Source organism: Pedococcus ginsenosidimutans (genome assembly GCF_039544395.1).
Taxonomy (GTDB): Bacteria; Actinomycetota; Actinomycetes; order Actinomycetales; family Dermatophilaceae; genus Pedococcus; species Pedococcus ginsenosidimutans.
In genome coordinates this window covers 1-19501 of sequence record NZ_BAABLO010000002.1, presented here as the reverse complement: position 1 = coordinate 19501, position 19501 = coordinate 1, and the positions used below count along the sequence as shown (strand labels likewise).

Below are 19501 nucleotides of genomic sequence, written 5' to 3'. Positions count from 1 at the left end.
CTGCCCGAGCTGATGCGACAGGCCACCGCCCACCTCGCACCCGTCGTGCCGCTGCTCACCGAGCTCGGTGGGCTCTTCGCCGCGGCGGGCCACGAGCTGGCCCTGGTCGGCGGTCCGGTGCGCGACGCGTTCCTCGGCCGGGTGTCCCCCGACCTGGACTTCACGACGAGCGCCACGCCCGACCAGACGCTGGCCGTGCTGCGCCCCTGGGCGGAGGCGCACTGGGACATCGGCCGGGAGTTCGGCACCATCGGCGCCCGCCGCGGCGGGCACACGGTGGAGGTGACGACCTACCGCGCGGACGCGTACGACGGCGAGACCCGCAAGCCCGTGGTCGCGTTCGGCGACAACCTCGAGGACGACCTCGTGCGCCGCGACTTCACCGTCAACGCGATGGCGTTGCGGCTGCCCTCGATGGAGTTCGTCGACCCGTACGGCGGCCTGGCCGACCTCGCCGCACGCCGGCTGCGCACACCGGGGACGCCAGAGCTCTCGTTCGGCGACGACCCGCTGCGGATGATGCGGGCCTGCCGGTTCGTCGCCCAGCTCCGCGTGGACGTGGCGCCGCAGGTGCGTGCCGCGATGGTGCAGATGGCGCCCTCGATCGGCATCGTCTCGGCCGAGCGGGTGCGCGACGAGCTGACCAAGCTGCTCCTCGCCCCCACGCCCCGCCCCGGCCTGCGGCTGCTCGTGGAGTCCGGGCTGGCCGACCAGGTGCTGCCCGAGCTCCCCGCGCTGCGGCTGGAGATCGACGAGCACCACCGCCACAAGGACGTCTACGAGCACTCGCTCACCGTGCTCGACCAGGCGATCGCCCTCGAGGGTCCCCCGGGCGGCCCGCCCGAGTCGGTCCCCGGGCCCGACCTCTGGCTGCGCCTCGCAGCGCTGCTGCACGACATCGGCAAGCCCGCGACGCGGCGCTTCGAGGACGGCGGCGGCGTCTCCTTCCACCACCACGAGGTCGTCGGCGCCAAGCTGGCGTCGAAGCGGCTCAAGGCGCTGCGCTTCGACAAGGACACGGTCAAGGCGGTGGCCCGGCTCACCGAGCTGCACCTGCGCTTTCACGGGTACGGCGACGGGCAGTGGACCGACTCGGCCGTGCGCCGCTACATCACCGACGCCGGCCCCCTCCTGCCGCGGCTGCACCGCCTGACCCGCTCCGACTCCACGACCCGCAACGCGAGGAAGGCGGCGCGGCTGTCCGCCACGTACGACGCCCTCGAGGTGCGCATCGCCGCGCTGCAGGAGGCCGAGGAGCTGGCGAAGGTGCGCCCGGAGCTCAACGGCAACGAGATCGCGGACGTGCTGGGTATCCGGCCGGGCCCGGTGCTGGGGCGCGCCTACTCCTTCCTCCTCGAGGTGCGCATGGACCAGGGCCCCATCGGCCGGGACGCCGCCGAGGCGGCCCTGCGGGAGTGGTGGGCGCAGCAGCCGGAGTCCACGGGACCCGGCGAGGCGTGAGGGTCTTCGGGGGGCGTCCCACGGTCCTGGGGCACCGGGGCCTGGGTCGCGACACCGTCGACGGCCACCCCGAGAACTCGCTCGGCTCGATCCTGGCGGCGGCGCAGAGCGGGCTCCGCTGGGTGGAGCTCGACGTCCGGCGCACCGGTGACGACGCGCTCGTCGTGGGGCACTACCCCACGCTCGGCGGCGCCGAGTTCGTCGCCGACCTGACCCTCGACCGGGCCCGGGAGCTCGGCGCGGTGACGCTGGGCGAGGTCCTCGACGCCCTCCCCGCAGGAACCGGCGTCAACCTCGACCTCAAGACCTCGCTCGAGGACGCCCTGCGCCCCCGGGGCTCGACCACCGCCGCCCTGCTCGGTCCGGTCGTCGTCGCCGAGGCTGCCAGGCGGCCGCTCCTCGTGTCCTCCTTCGACCCGGCTGCGCTCCTCGTCCTGCACGAGGTCGCCCCCGACGTCCCCCGGGCGCTTCTCACGTGGATCGGCTTCCCGCTGCGCAAGGCCATCCCGGCGGCCAGGCACCTCGGTGTCGACGGTGTCGCCGCCCACTGGTCCTCCTTCGGCCCCAACGCCATGGACCACTCACCCACCTTCCGCTCCGCGGAGTACTCGGTGCGGGTGGCCCACGAGGCCGGCCTCGAGGTGGTGGCGTGGTGCCCCGACGCGAAGGTGGCCAGCGAGCTGGTGCGGGCCGGCGTCGACGCCGTGGTCGTCGACGACGTGCCGACGACGCTGGCGGCGCTGCGCGGTGTCGCCGACTGAGGGGCGCGGGTCTGACCGGACTGTCGAGGTTTCCCGGTTTGCCCTCCTGTGGGAGCCTTGGCCCGACCGTGTCGGCAGGGTGGGTGATGGGGAGTGCTCCCCATGGGAGCCGGTCTGCGCCGCACCTAGCCTTGCCGGTGCGGTCGTCGGCCAGGCCGCTGGCCACTGAGCACCCCGAAAGGTCCCGATGCCCACCCTGAAGTACCCGAGCGAGCAGTTCCCCGGCCCGCCCTCGGTCACCGTCGACATCCCGGACGGGTGGTCGCCGGTGCGGGTCCCCGGCACGCTGCTGGCGGCGCGACGGGCGGAGCAGGTGGGCACGTTCGCCCCCAACCTGGTCGTCCGCGGGTTCACGCGCTCGGCGGAGTTCACCATCGGCCGGGCGCTCGCCGAGCTCAAGGCGTTCGTGGGCGAGCGGCCCGACGGTGAGATGGACGACCCCTTCGAGGTCGAGATCGACACCGTTCCCTTCGTGGGCGTCAACGTGTCGTGGACGGACGAGCAGGTCGGCGACGTGGTCCAGGCCCACCTGTTCGCCGGGGCCCGGCGAGGCCAGGTGGTCGACCTGATCCAGGTGACCGGTTCGGTGGGTGGCCCGCAGGTGGCCGACGAGTACGCCACCATCCAGGAGCTCATGCAGACCGTCCGGGTGACCCGGTGAGCACCCGGGAGGTGCACCTGTCCGGCCTCGCGCTGCGCGTCGGCGCGGCCACCGACGTCGGCCGCGTCCGTGGCCACAACGAGGACGACCTCACCACCGACGGCGCGGTCTTCGCCGTCGCCGACGGGATGGGCGGCCACGCGGCGGGTGAGGTGGCGAGCGCGATCGTCGTCGAGTGCCTGCGCGGGCTGTCCGAGCGCACCGTGCTGGTCCGCGACGACCTGGTCGCCGCGCTCACCGAGGCCAACGCCCGGATCCTGCGGTCGGTGGCGCGCCACCCCGAGCAGACGGGTATGGGGACGACCGCCGCCGGGCTCGCCGTCGTCAGCGCCGGCGGGTCCACCCACTGGGCCGTCTTCAACGTCGGCGACTCACGGGTCTACCGGTTCGTCGACGGGCGCCTGCAGCTGGTGACCGTCGACCACTCGGAGGTCCGCGAGCTCGTCGACGCCGGGCTCATCACGGAGGCCGAGGCGGCCCGCCACCCCCTGCGCAACGTCGTGACCCGCTCGCTGGGCGCCGACACCATGCCCGCCGTCGACCTGTGGGTCTTCCCGCCCCACGTGGGGGAGCGGTTCATCATCTGCTCGGACGGCCTCAACGGCGAGCTCGGCGACCGGGAGATCGCGGCGGTCCTCGCCGAGCACGACGACCCCGGCAGTGCCGCCACCGCGCTCGTCGAGGCGGCCGTCGACGCCGGCGGCCGCGACAACGTCACCGTGGTGGTCGTGGCGCTCGACCGCCGCGACGACGACGCGGACGACCTCGACGTCGACACCGCGCCGCGCAGCGAGGTCAGGAGGACCGCGACGTGACGGAGGTCCGTTTCCACGCCCCCGACCAGCCGGGATGGTCCGCCATCTCGGCCGGTGGCGTCTTCGCCCTCGTGCGCGGCAGCGACTCCGACGACGTCGTCGTGCGCGCCCGCGCAGCGGTTGGGTCGGGCGAGCTCGACGACCTGCTCGACGCCCTGACCCGCGACGGCGTGCGCACCACACCGGACTTCGTGGCGGTCCAGGACGGTGCGCCCGTGCGCGTCGTGGCCCGCGGCACCGCGTACGCCGTGATGCCGACCCCCGACGGTGAGGTCGAGATCCGCGCGGCGCGGCGGGGTCCGTGGGCCGACGAGGACGCCCCGGACGGGACCACCGTGCTCATCCTGCACTCGGGCGAGCCGCTCCCCGCGCCGCAGGGAACGTCCCTCCCCGACGGCGAGCTGAGCTCCCCGGGCGGCGCCAAGGGGTGGCAGCTGCCGGCCCGCCTGCGACGCGGGGGACCCCCGCCCGCCGGCGCGGCGACCGACTCCGGGGCGCAGGACGCGCCGTCGGTGCAGGACGTGCCGGGGTACGACTACCTCTTCGGCGCACCCGGCTCGACGGGCTCCCCGCCGTTCCTGCCCGACCACGACACCGGCACCCTGCAGGAGCCACCCATCGGCCGGGTCCCGATGGAGGAGGCCGCCGGGGTCGACCGTCCCCCGGCGCAGCCCGACCCGCGGCCCACGGAGCACACCCTCCCGCCGCCGCAGCACACCCAGCAGGGGCGCCCTGCCAACCCGCCGGCCGACGCCCCCGTCAAGGAGCCGGCTACAGGTGGACCGGCCCCCGGGAGCGGGCTGATCGAGTCGGTCCCGTGGCGCCGCGGCGGCAGCAACGTGGCCCCGGCCGACGACCCCGCCCCGGCGGCCACCCCGACCACGCAGGTGCCGGTGGTGCCCGCCGTCCCGACCCCACCCGCACCGACCCCACCCGTCGCGGCCGCACCGTCCCCGGCGCCCGCACCCGCGTCCCCGCCGGTCGAGCCGCGCCCGGATGTGCAGGGCTGGGGGGCGCAGCCCGCCGAGGCGCCGGTCCAGATGCCCGGACGCAGCGGCACCACGAGTGCCGACGCGGTCGCCGCCCCGCCGGCGCCCCCCGCTCGAGCGGGCGTCCCGTCGGACCCGACCCCGCCCCCGCCGGAGGCGCCGCAGGACACGGCCGCCCCCGAGGTGGAGTCGGCCACCGTCGACCGCGCGAGCCTGCCGGTGACCGCCACCGGCTCGATCCCGCGCGGGCCGATCGTGCTCGCGGTGCTGTGCCCCGCCGGCCACCCGAGCCCCCCGCACGCGGTGACCTGCCGGGTCTGCGACCGCGACATCCCGCCGCAGCAGCCGTTCCAGACGCCCCGGCCGCCGCTCGGGACGCTCCGCCTGTCCACCGGCGACGTCGTGACCCTCGACCGGGGGGTGCTGCTCGGCCGCGCGCCGAGGGTCAACGCCGACCTGCCCCCGGCCCAGCGACCCCACCTCGTGCGCGTCGTCAGCCGCGAGAACGACATCTCCCGCAACCACGTGGAGATCGTCCTCGAGGGCTGGCACGTGCTCGTCCGCGACCTCGGCTCCACCAACGGCACCACCGTGGCGCTGCCCGGGCAGCAGCCGGTGCGGCTGCGGCCCAGCGACAGCCAGGTGGTCGAGCCGGGCACCGTGGTGGGCATGGCCGACGAGGTCACCTTCACCTACGAGGTGCCGTCGTGACCGTGGCGACCCCTCCCGAGCTGGAGGGGCTGGTCTTCCGCGAGCTCGTGGGGTCCGGTGGCTATGCGGACGTCTACCTCTACGAGCAGCAGATGCCGCGCATGCGGGTCGCGGTGAAGGTGCTCAAGGGCGAGGGGCTCACCGACGCGATCCGGCGCCAGTTCCGCGACGAGGCCGACACCATGGCCCAGCTCGCCGACCACCCCTACATCGTCCAGGTGTTCCGGTCGGGCACGTCCACCGACGGCCGCCCCTACCTGGTCATGAAGTACTACCCGCCGCCCAACCTCGCGATGCGCTCGCGCACCGAGCGGCTCGGCGTCGAGGACGTGCTCCGGACGGGTATCCAGCTCGCCAGCGCGGTCGAGACCGCGCACCGCGCGGGCATCACCCACCGGGACATCAAGCCCGCCAACGTGCTCGTGAGCCAGTACGGGGCGCCCGGCCTCACCGACTTCGGCATCGCCGGCCAGCTCGGACACGGCGCCGCGGACGACGACGAGGACGACGTGGGCGTCAGCGTCCCGTGGGCGCCGCCGGAGGTGCTGTTCGGCCAGTCCAACGGCGACGCCAGGGCCGACGTCTACTCCCTCGCCGCCACGCTGTGGCAGCTGCTCGTGGGGCGCTCCCCGTTCGAGGTGCCCGGCGGCGACAACTCCGCCTACGGCCTCATGCCGAGGATCCGCACCGCACCCGTGCCGCCCACCGGGCGGGCGGACGTGCCTGCCTCCCTCGAGCGACTGCTGGCCCAGGCGATGGCGAAGGACCCCGACGCCCGGCCGCAGAGCGCGCTGGCGTTCGCGCGCTCCCTGCAGGAGATCGAGCAGGAGCAGCGCTTCTCCCGCACCGCCATCGTCGTCCTCGACGAGCAGGGCCAGACCACCCTCGCCGACCAGAGCGCCCCGGCGCCCGGGGCGGACGACGACCGCACCCGCGTCCGGGCCCCGCAGTCCGTCCAGGGCCAGGCGCCGGCCGCCCCGCCACGCCCACCGCGGTCGGTGGGCGGCACGACCGCGGTCACCGGCGCCCAAGGTGTCGCGGCGGCAGGCACGCACGCCACCTACGAGCGCCCAGCCCCCGACCTGCCCGACGCCGGGGGCACGGTCAGCCGCGACCGGCTCGGCACGCGTACCCCCACCGAGGAGCCCACGGCTGCACCGGCCGCCGGCCGCAACCCCGCCGTCACGCTCGCGGCGATCGCCGTGGTGGTCGTGGCCGTCGTGTTCCTGGCGTCGCAGCTCTTCGGCCGGGGCGGTGCAGGGGAGCCGTCGTACACCCCGAAGACCGTGGCGAGCCAGAGCGACGACCTCGCCCTCGACGTGCCGAGCACGCCCACCCTCGAGGCGGTGCCCGTCGCGGGCGCGGTCCGTTTCACGTGGACCTACCTCGCGCCCGAGAAGGCCGACACGTTCTTCGTCCGCACCGCGGGCGACACGAGCGGGCTGGGTGCCGCGGTCGGCAAGGGACCGCTCAGGGACGCGACCTTCACGGTCAAGGTGCCCAAGGGGAAGCAGGTGTGCGCGCAGGTGCAGGTCAACCGCAGCGGTCCGACCTCGGAGTACTCGGCAGCGACGTGCGGGAGGGCGAAGTGAGCACTGGGGGCGTGACGGTCGAGTTCTGCGGCGAGGAGTTCGCCGCCGCGAAGGGGACGCCGCTCACCATCGGGCGCACCGGCGACGTCGAGATCGACGACAACCCGTTCCTCCACCGCAGCTTCCTGCAGGTGGTCGAGGACGGCGGCCTCTGGTGGCTCACCAACGTCGGCACCACCCTCACCGCGACGGTGGCCGACAAGAAGGGCCTGTTCCAGGCGTGGCTCAACCCCGGTGCCCGGATCCCACTCGCGCTCGAGCGGTTCACCGTGTGGTTCACCGCCGGCCCGACGACCTACGACTTCGACATCATCGTCGACACCCCGGCCTTCACGGCGACCGGCACCGAGGACGTCGCCGAGGACGACACCACGGGTGAGACGACGGTCGGGCGCGTGACGTTCACCCCCGACCAGAAGCTGCTCATGGTCGCCCTCTGCGAGGGGCTGCTGCGGCGGTCGTACTCAGCTCCCGGCCAGATCCCGTCGTCGGCGGACGCAGCTGCGCGGCTGGGCTGGAAGGTCACGAAGTTCAACCGAAAACTGGACAATGTCTGTCAAAAGCTCGCCGATGCTGGTACTCGTGGACTGCACGGTGGGCCGGGGAAGCTCGCCAGCAACCGCAAGGCCCGCCTGGTCGAGCACGCCCTGTCGACCCGGCTGGTGACCGAGGCCGACCTCGCCCTGCTCGACGCGCTCGACCACGACACCACCGGTGCGGGGACGACTCACCCGCACGACGCGACCGCACCACCACGGGGGACCTAGGAGATGAGTCCGGTGACACGCCGGCGCGCAGGGGTCGCGTCAGGGGTCGTCGTGGCGCTGGCCGCGTCCAGCCTTGCCTTCTTCGCGGTCCAGTCCAGGGGCGAAACCGTCCACGAGGCCGACCTCAACGACGGCGGCGTCTGGGTCTCCGCGAGCAACTTCAGCCAGTTCGCCCGGATGAACAAGGCGGCCCGGCAGTTCGACGCGGGCATCCAGGCCAACGTCGCGCCGGGCTCGGGGCTCGACCTGCTCCAGGACGGTGCGGCCGTCGCGGGGCTCACGCGGGCGACCAACCAGGTGGTCCCCATCGACCCGGTCACCGGCCGGCTCGACTCGGCGTCGGCGGTGCAGGCGCCCCCGCAGGCCAAGGCGGTGGGCGGTGAGTACGTGCCCGCCACCGTCGACCTGCGTGGCGGCACCCTGGCCATGGTCGACCCGGCGACCGGCAAGGTCTGGGCCCAGCGGGTCAGCCCCCGCGCCCCGCTGTCGGGCCTGACCCTGTCGCCCACGGCCAAGCCGATCGCCACGGTCGGGGGTGTGGCGGCGCTCGCGGTCGACACCTCCGGTGGGGTGCACGTCGTCTCCGGGGCCAAGGGGACGGTCGTCTCCCTGCCGGCCCTCGGCACCGGGTTCGGGCCGCCGGTCACCGAGAAGCTCGGCGTGCAGGCACCCGCCGTCGACATCACGGCCGTCGGCACCCGCTGGGTCGTCTACGACCCCCGTGAGGACCAGGTCTTCGCCCACGGGCTCGACAAGCCGGTGCCCGGGGGCGCCGACCGCGCCGGCGGCCTCGCGTACGCAGCCCTGCAGCAGCCCGGTCCGGCCTCGGGCTCGGTCGCGCTCGAGACCACGACCGAGCTCAAGCTGGTCGGGCTCGACGGCGACCCCGGCCAGGGCGGCGTCCGGGTGCCCAGCGAGGTCGGGCCGGGGGCCGAGCAGCCCAAGGTGTCACGACCGGTACGGCTCGGCGACTGCGTCCACGCAGCCTGGGCCCAGACCGCGCGGGCCTACTACGGCGCCAACTGCGGGCAGGACCAGGCCGTGACGGCCGGCATCCTCGAGCGCCCCGCGGACGTCCCCCTCACCGACGGCATGAAGCTGCGCACCAACCGCAACCTCATCGTGCTCAACGACCTCGACACGGGCAACGCCTGGGACCTGGACTCCAAGCCGGTCAAGGTCGACAACTGGGACTCGGTGATCCCCCCGAGCAAGGCCGACGACAAGTCGCAGAACAAGGACAAGAACGTCGTCGACGACACGACGACGCCGCAGCCGCCCAAGGCCGAGCCCGACAACCTCAAGGTCCGCCCGGGGCGCACGTCCAAGCTCCACGTCCTCGACAACGACACCGACAGCGCCGGGGCCATCCTCGCCATCGCCCCGGGTGAGGTCACCCAGCCCGAGTCCGCGGGTGTGACCGCCACGGTGTCCGGCGACGGCCAGTCCGTCGACGTGTCCGTGCCCCAGCACCCGCAGGCGAAGTCCTTCTCCTTCTCCTACCAGGTCAACAACGGCACCGCCGCCGCCCACCCGAGGGCCACCGTGACCGTCACGGTCGTCGACGACGCCGAGAACGCCCCGCCGTTCGTCCGCGAGGGCGGCGCCAGGCTCACGACCACGCCGTACCCGGTCGTGGCCGGCGGCCGGCTGCCCGTCCAGGTGGTCGGTGACTGGCGCGACCCCGAGAACGACCAGGTGACGATCCAGCCCGCCGGCGAGGGGAGCCTCGTCGACGGCCTGGGCCGCCTCGTGGTCCAGGCGGGCAGCAAGGCCGGCTCCCAGGCGGTGCCCTACGTCGCCGACGACGGCCGGGGCGGGACCACCCAGGGCAAGGTCACCCTCGCCGTGCTGGGGGCGGGCAGCAAGTTCCGCGCCCCCCAGACGCAGCCCGACGTGGTCCGGGGCGTCGTGGGCAAGCCGCTGCAGGTCGAGCCGCTCGGCAACGACATCGCCGGCGCCGACCCGGAGGAGCCTGATGCCCGCATGCGGCTGGCCACCGAGGTGCGCGCGACCAGCCAGCTCGACGTCCAGAGCGACCTCGACACCGGCGTCGTGACCATCACTGGGGCGAGCAAGGGCACCTACGAGCTGACGTATGCGGCGCAGGTGGGCCAGGGGGTCGCCCCGGGGCGGATCCGCGTCGACCTCATCGACGACCCCGACCCCGACGCCCCGCCGGTCGCGGTGCCGGACTCGACGACGGTCCGCGACCAGACCCCGGTCATGGCCGACGTCCTCGCCAACGACTACTCGCCCCGCGCGGACGTGCTCGTGACGCGCAGCGTCTCGGTCGACTCTGCCGACCAGTGGCTGCGGCCCTCGATCTACCAGGGGCGCTGGGTCCGGGTGGAGGCGCTCGACCCGTTCACCGGTGGCACCAGGCCCCGCACCGGCACCGTCCACTACACCGTCAGCGACGGGAGGAAGGCGACCACGGGCGAGCTCACGGTCACCCAGCGGCCGTCGGACCCCAAGGCCCTGCCGATCATCCAGGACGACACCGCCGTGGTGCGCGACCAGGACAGCGTGAGCATCCCGGTCCTGGACAACGACTCGATGGCCGAGGGCATCCCGCTCGTCCTCGACCCCGCGAGCGTCAAGGTGCTGGGCCGCGGCCAGCCGCAGAACGCCTTCGCCTCGGGCAACCTCATCCGCTACGTCCCCGACGTCCGGACCCCCGTCACGACCGAGCGCACGGTGACCATCGAGTACGCCGCGTACCCCATCGGCGACGAGAGCAAGTCACGCAGCGGCCGGGTGACGGTCACGGTCAAGCCGCTGCCCGGGACGGCCAACCCCAACCAGGCGCCGGTGGCCAAGAGCTTCTCGGCGAGCGTGGTGGCCGGCGAGCCACTCACCATCACGGTGCCGACGACGGGGGTCGACCCCGACGGCGACAGCGTCACCGTGCAGGGCATCGCCGGCGAGAACGGCCAGGCGCTCGACCTCGGCCTGGGCCGGGTCACGGGCATCGGCGCCTCCACCATCAAGTACGAGGCCTACCCGAGGGCCGGTGGCACCGAGGTGCTCCACTACACGGTGGCCGACCGGTTCGGCGGCAAGAGCACCGGGTTCGTGCGCATCGGGGTCGTCGCCCCGGGCGACCCCCAGCCGCCGGTGGCCGTCCTCGACGAGGTGCGCGCCGCCCCGGGCAAGACGGTGACGGTCGACCCGACCGAGAACGACCTCATCGCGCGCGGCGACTCGGTCGACCTGCAGTACAAGGACCTCAACAGTGCCGAGGCGCTCTCCGGCTGGAAGGTCGACACGGCGTCGTCGACGTTCCGGCGGACCGTGCCCGAGGTGAAGGCCGGCGCGCAGACGCTGACCTACGGCATCGACAACGGTGTCTTCGACCCGTCGCGGTCGACCATCACGGTGCGCCCCGTGGCCGGCTTCAAGAACCGGCCGGTCGCCGTCGACGACACCGCCAAGCCGAAGCCGGGGGAGACGACCACCCTGGTCGACGTCCTCGCCAACGACCGTGACGTCGACGGCGACGCGAGCCAGCTGACGGTGAGGTCGGTGCTGTCCACCCACGCCACCATCGAGGACAACCACGTCCGGGTCGAGGTGCTCGACCACCCCTACACGGTGCCCTACGTCATCACCGACGAGGACGGCCAGACCGCCATGGCCCTGGTCTACGTGCCGACCGGCGACCACGGCCTGCCGTACGTCGTCAGCGGTGCGCTCATCGAGATGGACCCCGACTCGACCAGGACCGTGGCGCTCGGCGACTACGTCAAGTCGCCGCGTGGACGGGTCATCGGCATCACCACCCCCGACACCCTGAGCGCGTCACCGTCCGACGACCTCGCAGCGGCCAACGAGGGCAAGAACTCGCTGACCCTGACGTCGTCCCACGGCTACGTCGGTCCCGGTGCGGTGATGGTCGAGGTCACCGACCAGGAGTCGGTGGACCAGAAGGACTTCCGCACCGCGTACGTCTCGATCCCGGTGCAGATCGGCCCCAAGGTGCCCCTGCTCTCCTGTCCCGACTTCGCCGTGTCCCTCGTCGCCGCGGGACGCCCTCGCCAGCTCGACATCCCGACCCTCTGCCACGCCTGGCTCCCTCCCGGCCTGACCCTCGACAAGGTCGCGTTCGAGGCCAGGTGGGAGCCGCAGTCCCGCGGCGTCGACCTGTCCCAGAACGGGGAGGGTGGCCGCGAGGTCGACCTGCGGGCCGGTGCCGATGCCCCGAGCAGCACCAACGGGCGTGTCCGCATCCAGCCCAAGGGCGGTGCCGTCTCCTACCTGCGCGTCAACGTGCTCGGCCTGTCCAACGACCCCACCGAGCAGGTGACCGACCGCAACGGCGACCCACTGCCCACCGCCCCACCGCCGCGGGTGCGACCGTTCGCGGTGGCCGGTCTCCGGGCCGGCTCGTCGCAGGCCGTCGACCTGCGTTCCTACCTCGACTCGCCGCTGGAGAAGCCGACGTGCTCGATCGGCTCGGCGCGGATCGAAAGTGGGAAGGGCCTCACGACCCGGTTCAGCGGCTGCACCCTCACGGTCAGCGCCTCCGGTGACGCCTCCGGCACCGGCTCGGTCGCCGTCTCGGTCTCGGACGGACCCGGCCGCAACGCCGTGGGGCGCGGCACAGTCAGCGTGCTCGGCAAGCCGCTCGCGCCGACCGGGGTGGGCGCCGTCGCCGACCGCGTCAACGGCGGCACGGCCCGTGTCTCGTGGAACCCACCGGCCTTCGACGGCGGCAGCCCCATCACGAGCTACACGGTCAGGGGCCGCGGGCCCGGGGCGACGTCGGTCCGGTGCACCGCCTCACCGTGCACGATCAGCGGACTCCAGGACGGTGAGCCCTACTACTTCACCGTCGTGGCCACCAACGCCGTCGGCGACAGCCCGCCGAGCGCGCAGGCCGGCCCGGTCCGTCCCGACACCCTGCCCAACCCCGTGAGCGGCGTGAGCCTGGTGTCCCGTGGTGACGGCACGCTCACCGTGACCTGGTCCAAGCCCGCCCAGAAGGGCAGCGCCGTGACCGGGTACGTCGCGAAGTTCCAGGACGCGACGACCGGGGTCGCCCGGACGGTCTCGGTCGCCGGGGGCGACAACCTCCGCGCCTCCATCTCCGGGCTGACCAACAACGACAAGCAGAAGGTGTCCGTCCGGGCCCGCAACGACCTCGGCGCCGGTCCCTACGGCCCCGTCGTCGAGCTCCAGTCCGCCGGCACCCCGCCGGCCGTCGGCAAACCTGGCCTGACGGTGCCCACTCCTGCCGCGGGAAGCTCGTCGACCACCGTCCGCGTGTCGTGGAACCCGGTGTCGCCCAACGGTCCCGACCTCGTGCGCTACACGGTCTACCGGCGCACCGACAGCGGCCCGTGGTCGGAGGTCGGCCGCGCCTCGCCCGACAGCACGTCCTACCCGGACTCCAACGTCCCCTACAGCGGCTCGACCTACACGTACGCCGTCACCGCGACCAACGGCGCCTCCAAGGAGTCGCCGCGGACCAACACGTCCTCGATCAAGCCGACCGGCTACCCGCAGACGCCGACCGGCCTGAAGGCGCAGACCCCCAAGGCCAACTACGGCGCGACCTTCACCGTCCAGCTGAACGAGTCGAACGCCAACGGCTACTCCCGCGTGGAGTGGACCAGCGGTGGCCGCAGCGGCTCGGTCGCCTGCAGCTGCCCGGAGGGCAGGGTGACCCCGACGCTGACCATCGGTGCCAACCTGGGCACGGGGTCGCAGACGCTCAAGGTCCGCGGCATCAACACCGCCGGACGCCCCTCGCCCTGGTCTGCCGGGGTGACCATCCACCCGTACGGCCCGACGAACGCGCCGCGCTCGGCGGGGTACACGGCCAGCGGCAGGACGATCACCTACAAGTGGTCGTGGAGCCAGAACGGTCGCGCGGCGACCCAGTTCCAGGTCTACCGGGGCGGCACGAGGCTGGCCACGCTGGGCGCGAGCGCCCGGTCGTGGTCGCACACCGAGGCGAAGTTCGACACCACCTACTCCGTCACGGTGTACGCGGTGGCGGTGGACTCAGGGCGCTCCCCGGGGGCGGGGGTCAGCGGCCACACCGACGCCGGCCCCACCGTCACCGTGCTCAAGGGGAAGTCCTGCTCACAGCGGGCCTGCGTCGGCACCGGCTCCTGTACCAGCTCCAACTGCTACTGGATCGCCGTACGCACGGCGAACTTCGGCGGCAACGTGACCTGCAGCTTCCGCAAGAACGGGGCCACGGTCAGGGGCTGGACGTCCATGAGCATGGGCGGCAACGCCACCAAGGAGAGCAACAACTTCTTCGGGCAGACCGGCGACACCGTGAGCGCCACCTGCTCCAGGACCGGACAGAGCGACACGGGGAGCCTCCAATGGTGAAGGTCCCCGCCCAGCCCGTACCACCCGCAGACACGAGAGGCACCACCCGATGAGCGTCACCCCAGAGCAGGCCCGGTGGTTCGAGCAGGCGTTCACCCAGATGGTGCAGAACGTCGAGAAGGCCGTGCTCGGCAAGGACCACGTCATCCGCCTCGCGCTGACCTGCATGCTGTCCGAGGGGCACATCCTGCTCGAGGACTTCCCCGGCACCGGCAAGACGCAGCTCGCGCGGGCGCTGGCCGGCACGGTGAAGGGCACGAACACCCGCATCCAGTTCACGCCCGACCTGCTCCCGAGCGACGTCACCGGCGTGACGATCTACGACCCGAGCAGCCAGAAGTTCGACTTCCACCCCGGGCCGATCTTCGCCAACATCGTCCTCGCCGACGAGATCAACCGGGCCTCCCCCAAGACGCAGTCCGCGCTGCTGGAGGTCATGGAGGAGGCCCACGTCACCATCGACGGCGTGCGGCACGAGGCCGGCCGCCCCTTCATGGTCATCGCCACCCAGAACCCGATCGAGCAGGCCGGCACCTACCGGCTGCCCGAGGCCCAGCTCGACCGGTTCCTCATGAAGACCTCGCTGGGCTACCCCGACCTCGAGGCGACGGTCGCCGTCCTCGCCGACGCCAAGGTCCGCGACCGGGCCGGCGCGCTCGGCGCCGTGGTCACGAGCAGCGTCGTCACCGACATGGCGGCGCTGGCCGACGAGGTGCACGTCGACCCGGCGATCCTCGCCTACATCTCGCAGATCGCCGAGGCATCCCGCCGCCACGTCTCGGTGAAGCTCGGGCTGTCGGTGCGCGGGTGCCTCGCCTTCGTGCGCTGCGCCAAGACCTGGGCGGCCAGCCAGGGGCGCACCCACGTCATCCCCGACGACATCAAGATGCTGTCGAACCCGGTGCTGTGCCACCGGCTGCTGCTCACCGCGGAGGCGCAGTTCGCCGGCACCACGGTCGACCAGGTCATCTCCCAGATCCTCGGCGAGGTCGCGCCGCCCGCCGAGCGCGCCGCCTGAGCCCCGAAGGAACCATGAGCTCACCCACCGGGCCCGACCCGGACGGTCCCGCACCCGAGGAGGAGCGGACCGTCCGTCGCGCCGACCTGCGCACGGGACGGTCCGCCGACCGGCGACCGGGGCGGCGGACCGACCGCGCCGTACCCCGCCGTGCCCGACGCGGAGGTGGCCCGCGCGAGGGTGCCGGACGCGAGGGTGCCCGACGGGGCTGGTCCCTGCCGGCGCTGCGGCTGCCGGCCGTGCGCGTCCCCGGCCTCACCGGAGCGGGCGGGCTGACCGTGCCCGCGGTCCCCGAGGGCGTCAGGGACCGCGTGCTGCGGCTGCGCGACCGGACCCGCCCGGCGTGGTCACCGGTGCTGGGCTTCCTGCGCTGGGTCTCGCCCCTCGGCTGGGCCGTCCTGGTGCTCGGGGTCGTGGGCTGGGTCGTGGGCAGCCTCACCGGCTGGACCGAGTGGCTGATGATCGCCGCCGCCGCGTTCGCGCTGCTCCTGTGCTGCGTGCTCCTGGCCGTCGGCCGCACCCGGGTGGCCATCAGCACCGAGCTGGAACCGGTACGCGTGAGCGTCGGCGAGCCCGCAACCGGTCGCATCACCGTCACCAACGCCTCCCGGCGCGGGATGCTGCCTCTGCTGGTCGAGCTCCCGGTGGGGGTGTCCGCCGCCCGGTTCACGCTGCCGGCGCTCGGGGCGGGCAAGGAGCACGAGGAGCTGTTCGTCGTGCCCACGCACCGTCGCGGGGTCATCCCCGTCGGCCCCGCGCGCACCGTCCAGGGCGACCCCCTCGGGCTCGTGCGGCGCACCGAGCGCTGGACCGACGTCACCGACCTCTACGTCCACCCGCGCACGGTCTCCCTCGAGAGCCTGGGCGCCGGCCTGCTGCGTGACCTCGAGGGGGAGACCACCCAGGACCTGTCCATGTCCGACCTCGCCTTCCACGCCCTGCGCGAGTACCAGCCCGGCGACGACCGTCGCTACATCCACTGGCGGTCGTCGGCCAAGGCCGGCCGGCTCCTGGTGCGGCAGTTCCTCGACACCCGCCGCTCCCACCTGTGCCTGGTCGTCGACGCCGACCCGGAGCAGTACGAAGGCGGGGAGGACGAGGCGGAGACCGTCATCAGCGCTGCGGCGTCACTGGCCCTGCGCGCGATCCGCGACGAGCAGGACACGACCGTGGTGTGCCGCGGCGAGACGGCCTCCCGCACCACGGCCGCCCTGACCCTCGACGCCCTGGCCCGCGTCGAGCTGGGGCCGTCGGACGTGTTCGGCCGGTGCACCGAGGCCCACGCGCTGGCCCCGGACACCTCGGTCGTCGTCCTGCTCACCGGTCCACGACGTCCCTTCATCGAGGCCCAGCGGGCGCTGGCGCAGTTCGAGGTGGAGGTCACCAAGGTCGTGCTCACCGTCGACGCCCTCGAGCGGACCGGCGTGCAGCACCTCGGCGACATCACCCGCCTCAACATCCGCCGCATCCAAGACCTGCGGGCCGTCCTCGCCAGCGGGGTGCTGGCATGAGCCCGCGCCCCGACGACACCACCGGGCCCTCCCGGGACGCGACGGCCCCCGGTCGCACGCGCACCCGCAGCTCGTGGACCGCCACCCGCGCACGGGTCGCCGCGGGGCAGCAGGGCGGCGCGCTCCGGCCGACCCGGGACGCCCTGGTCGACGCCGCGTTCACGGCGGCGCTGGTCGGTGTGGCCCTCGTGGGGTTCCGCACCGACTTCGCCGGTGCCGCCTGGGTGCTGCCGGCGGCGGTCGGGCTGCTCCTGGGCATCCTCGTCACGCACGTCACCAGCGCGCTGCGCCTGCCTCTCGCGGTGCCCCTCGCCGTCGTGGCGGTCCTCTACCTCCTGCTCGGCGGGCCGTTGGCCGTGCGCCGCGACCTCGTCGGAGGGGTGCTGCCCAGCGGGAGGACGTTCGCCGACCTCGCCGACACCAGCGTGCACGGGTGGAAGCGGCTGGTGACGCTGCTCCCGCCCGTCGACTCCACCGCCGAGCTCCTCGCCCTGCCGCTGCTCGTGGCCCTGCTCGGCGGGTGCCTCACCTACGCCGTGGCGCGGCGCTGGCGCACCCCGTACGCCGTGCTCGTCGCCCCCCTCGCGGTGCTCGCGCTGGTCATCGTGCTGGGCACCCTCGAACCGGCCGCCCTCGCCGTCCAGGGTGCGGTCTTCGCCGTGCTCGGCATCGGCTGGATGGTGGTCCGGGCGGCGCGCTCGCGCTCGCGGCTGCAGAACGGCTCCGGGCAGCGCACCCGGCAGGGCATCGGCGCCGCGCTCGTCGGCGTGGCCCTGCTCGCCGGCTACCTCGTGGGCCCGCACCTGCCCGGTGGGGGCTCCACCACCCGTCTCGTCGCGAGGTCCTACGTCGTCCCACCCATCGACGTGGCCGCGTACCCGAGCCCGCTGGCCGGGTTCCGCCGGTACACCGAGCCCAACCCCGCGAAGCTCTGGCACACACCGCTGCTCCAGGTGAGCGGCCTGCCGGCCGGGACGCCGCTGCGCTTCGCCACCCTCGACTCCTACGACGGCTCGGTCTGGGGCGCGTCCGACCGCGCCAACACCGGGACCGCCACCGCCGGGGCCTCGTTCCAGCAGGTGGGGGAGAGCGTGTCCACCCGCGGCCCCGGGCGCCGCACCACCGTGGAGGTCACCGTGCCCGAGGGTGGGTACGGCGACGTGTGGCTGCCGACGGCCGGCACCGTGACGGGGGTCAGGTTCGGCGGTCGGCGCGAGGACGAGCTCGCCTCGAGGCTCTGGCTCAACATCGACACCAACACCGCGCTGGTCCCGGCACGCCTCGAGGGCGGCGACTCCTACACCTTCACCGCCTTCGTGCCGCCGACGCCCGCGACGATGCCGGCCTCGCTCGGCGTCGACGCCGGGTCACTGGTCGAGGACGTCGACACCGGCTTCCTCGACGCCAAGCTCGACGCCTGGACCGGCGACGCCCCGGACCCGTGGGCGCAGTTCCGCGCCGTGGCCAAGGTGATGCAGGGCGAGGGGGCCTACACCGACGGCGGCACGAAGAACTCCGTCGAGCGCTACTACCTGCCCGGGCACAGCATCGGCCGGCTCTCGCGCTTCACCGGGCTGGCGCAGCTGGCCGGCAACGACGAGCAGTACGCCGCGACCCTCGCCCTCGTCGGCAACCGGCTCGGCATCCCGACCCGCGTCGTCATGGGCGCGATCATGCCCGCGAGCGGCACCGTCACCGGCGAGGACGTGCACGCCTGGGTGGAGGTCCGCGACAGCCTCGGGACGTGGGTGCCCGTGCTCAAGGACAGCTTCCTGCCCGACCGCAACAAGAAGCCGCGGGAGCTGCAGACCAAGGTCGAGGACCGCAAGGTCGGGGCGCTGGTGCCCCCGCCGGCCGGGCTCAGCCCGCCGAGCGTGCTCCAGGGACCCGACCAGGCCCAGAACGCCACCAACCTCAAGAAGCCCCCGAAGAAGCTGCTCGACCCCTCGAGCTGGCCGTGGTGGGTGCGGTGGCTCGTGTTCTACGTCCTGCTGCCCCTGCTCGTGCTCACCGCGCTCTACTGGCTGGTGCGCGCGCTGAAGTCCTGGCGTCGCCGTCGGCACGCCACCCGAGGCCCCACCGCCACCCGCGTCGCGTGGACCTGGGCCGACCTCATGGCCAGCGCGCGCTCCTACGGCCACCGGCCCCCGCACCGCGCCACCCGCCTCGAACAGGCGCGCGCACTGCGTGGGCCGGTCGACACCCTGCCGCTGGCCCGCCGGGCCGACGCGCACGTCTTCGGGCCGGGCGAGCCGTCCGACGAGGACGCCGCCGGCTTCTTCCGCGCAGCCGACGAGGTGCGCGGCGACCTGCGGGCACAGGCCGACCTCTGGCGGCGGCTGCGCTCGGACGTCGACGTCCGTCCCCTGTTCAGCCGGACCGCCCGCTGACCCACCCCTGGCCCACCGGAGTCGGGGGAGGGGGACGGCAGAAGGGGCACCACCCGCGGACGGGTGGTGCCCCTTCTGGCTACGGGGAGTGCTGGGGTCAGCGCTCCTCGGTGCCGGCGATGAAGGCCTCGAGCCGGGTGCGGCCCTCGGTGTCCTCGCGCTGCACGGGCGGGGACTTCATCAGGTAGGAGGAGGCGCTGATGAGGGCGCCGCCGATGCCGCGGTCCTTGGCGATCTTGGCCGCGCGGATGGCGTCGATGATGATGCCGGCCGAGTTCGGGGAGTCCCAGACCTCGAGCTTGTACTCCAGGTTGAGCGGGACGTCGCCGAACGCGCGGCCCTCGAGGCGCACGTAGGCCCACTTGCGGTCGTCGAGCCAGGCGACGTAGTCCGAGGGGCCGATGTGGACGTTGCGGCTGTCGGTCTGGCCGGCCAGGGCGCCGGTCAGGTTGGAGGTGACGGCCTGGGTCTTGG

11 protein-coding genes and 1 pseudogene are annotated in these 19501 nt (G+C 73.7%); 11 read left to right on the top strand and 1 reads right to left on the bottom strand.

Annotation, left to right across the window (positions count from 1 at the left end):
* The first annotated feature begins 12 nt into the window (after positions 1–12).
* From ABEA42_RS04240 to ABEA42_RS04190, 11 genes are all read left to right on the top strand, one after another.
* On the top strand, positions 13–1461 hold the full coding sequence (locus ABEA42_RS04240; RefSeq protein WP_345501426.1) for a CCA tRNA nucleotidyltransferase: 1449 nt from the start codon (positions 13–15) through the stop codon (positions 1459–1461).
* Positions 1458–2222, top strand: coding sequence for a glycerophosphodiester phosphodiesterase (locus ABEA42_RS04235; RefSeq protein ID WP_345501379.1), 765 nt, complete (start codon positions 1458–1460; stop codon positions 2220–2222). The genes ABEA42_RS04240 and ABEA42_RS04235 overlap by 4 nt, the downstream gene beginning before the upstream one ends.
* A 187-nt stretch (positions 2223–2409) precedes the next feature.
* Entirely contained in the window at positions 2410–2883 is a 474-nt protein-coding gene (locus tag ABEA42_RS04230; RefSeq protein WP_345501381.1) for a hypothetical protein, read from the top strand.
* Positions 2880–3698: a PP2C family protein-serine/threonine phosphatase gene (locus ABEA42_RS04225; protein ID WP_345501383.1), complete on the top strand. Its 819-nt coding sequence runs from the start codon at positions 2880–2882 to the stop codon at positions 3696–3698. Before ABEA42_RS04230 ends, ABEA42_RS04225 begins: the two co-directional genes overlap by 4 nt.
* The gene (locus ABEA42_RS04220; RefSeq protein WP_345501384.1) at positions 3695–5398 is read left to right on the top strand and encodes an FHA domain-containing protein; all 1704 of its coding nucleotides are present in this window, start codon (positions 3695–3697) and stop codon (positions 5396–5398) included. Before ABEA42_RS04225 ends, ABEA42_RS04220 begins: the two co-directional genes overlap by 4 nt.
* Positions 5395–6990 carry a serine/threonine-protein kinase gene (locus tag ABEA42_RS04215; protein WP_345501386.1) on the top strand — a complete coding sequence of 532 codons (1596 nt, stop codon included), beginning with the start codon at positions 5395–5397 and terminating at the stop codon, positions 6988–6990. The genes ABEA42_RS04220 and ABEA42_RS04215 overlap by 4 nt, the downstream gene beginning before the upstream one ends.
* Positions 6987–7757 carry a hypothetical protein gene (locus ABEA42_RS04210; RefSeq protein ID WP_345501388.1) on the top strand — a complete coding sequence of 257 codons (771 nt, stop codon included), beginning with the start codon at positions 6987–6989 and terminating at the stop codon, positions 7755–7757. The genes ABEA42_RS04215 and ABEA42_RS04210 overlap by 4 nt, the downstream gene beginning before the upstream one ends.
* Positions 7758–7769: 12 nt before the next feature.
* Positions 7770–14108 carry an Ig-like domain-containing protein gene (locus tag ABEA42_RS04205; protein WP_345501390.1) on the top strand — a complete coding sequence of 2113 codons (6339 nt, stop codon included), beginning with the start codon at positions 7770–7772 and terminating at the stop codon, positions 14106–14108.
* A 49-nt stretch (positions 14109–14157) separates the two neighbouring features.
* Positions 14158–15126: an AAA family ATPase gene (locus ABEA42_RS04200; protein ID WP_345501392.1), complete on the top strand. Its 969-nt coding sequence runs from the start codon at positions 14158–14160 to the stop codon at positions 15124–15126.
* A 14-nt stretch (positions 15127–15140) separates the two neighbouring features.
* Positions 15141–16637 (top strand): DUF58 domain-containing protein, encoded by a 1497-nt coding sequence (locus ABEA42_RS04195; protein ID WP_345501394.1) that lies wholly within the window; start codon positions 15141–15143, stop codon positions 16635–16637.
* Entirely contained in the window at positions 16634–19027 is a 2394-nt protein-coding gene (locus ABEA42_RS04190; RefSeq protein WP_345501396.1) for a transglutaminase domain-containing protein, read from the top strand. Before ABEA42_RS04195 ends, ABEA42_RS04190 begins: the two co-directional genes overlap by 4 nt.
* A 97-nt stretch (positions 19028–19124) precedes the next feature.
* Here the strand turns inward: ABEA42_RS04190 and ABEA42_RS04185 are convergent.
* A pseudogene (locus ABEA42_RS04185) lies at positions 19125–19501 on the bottom strand (inositol-3-phosphate synthase); the annotation flags it as partial.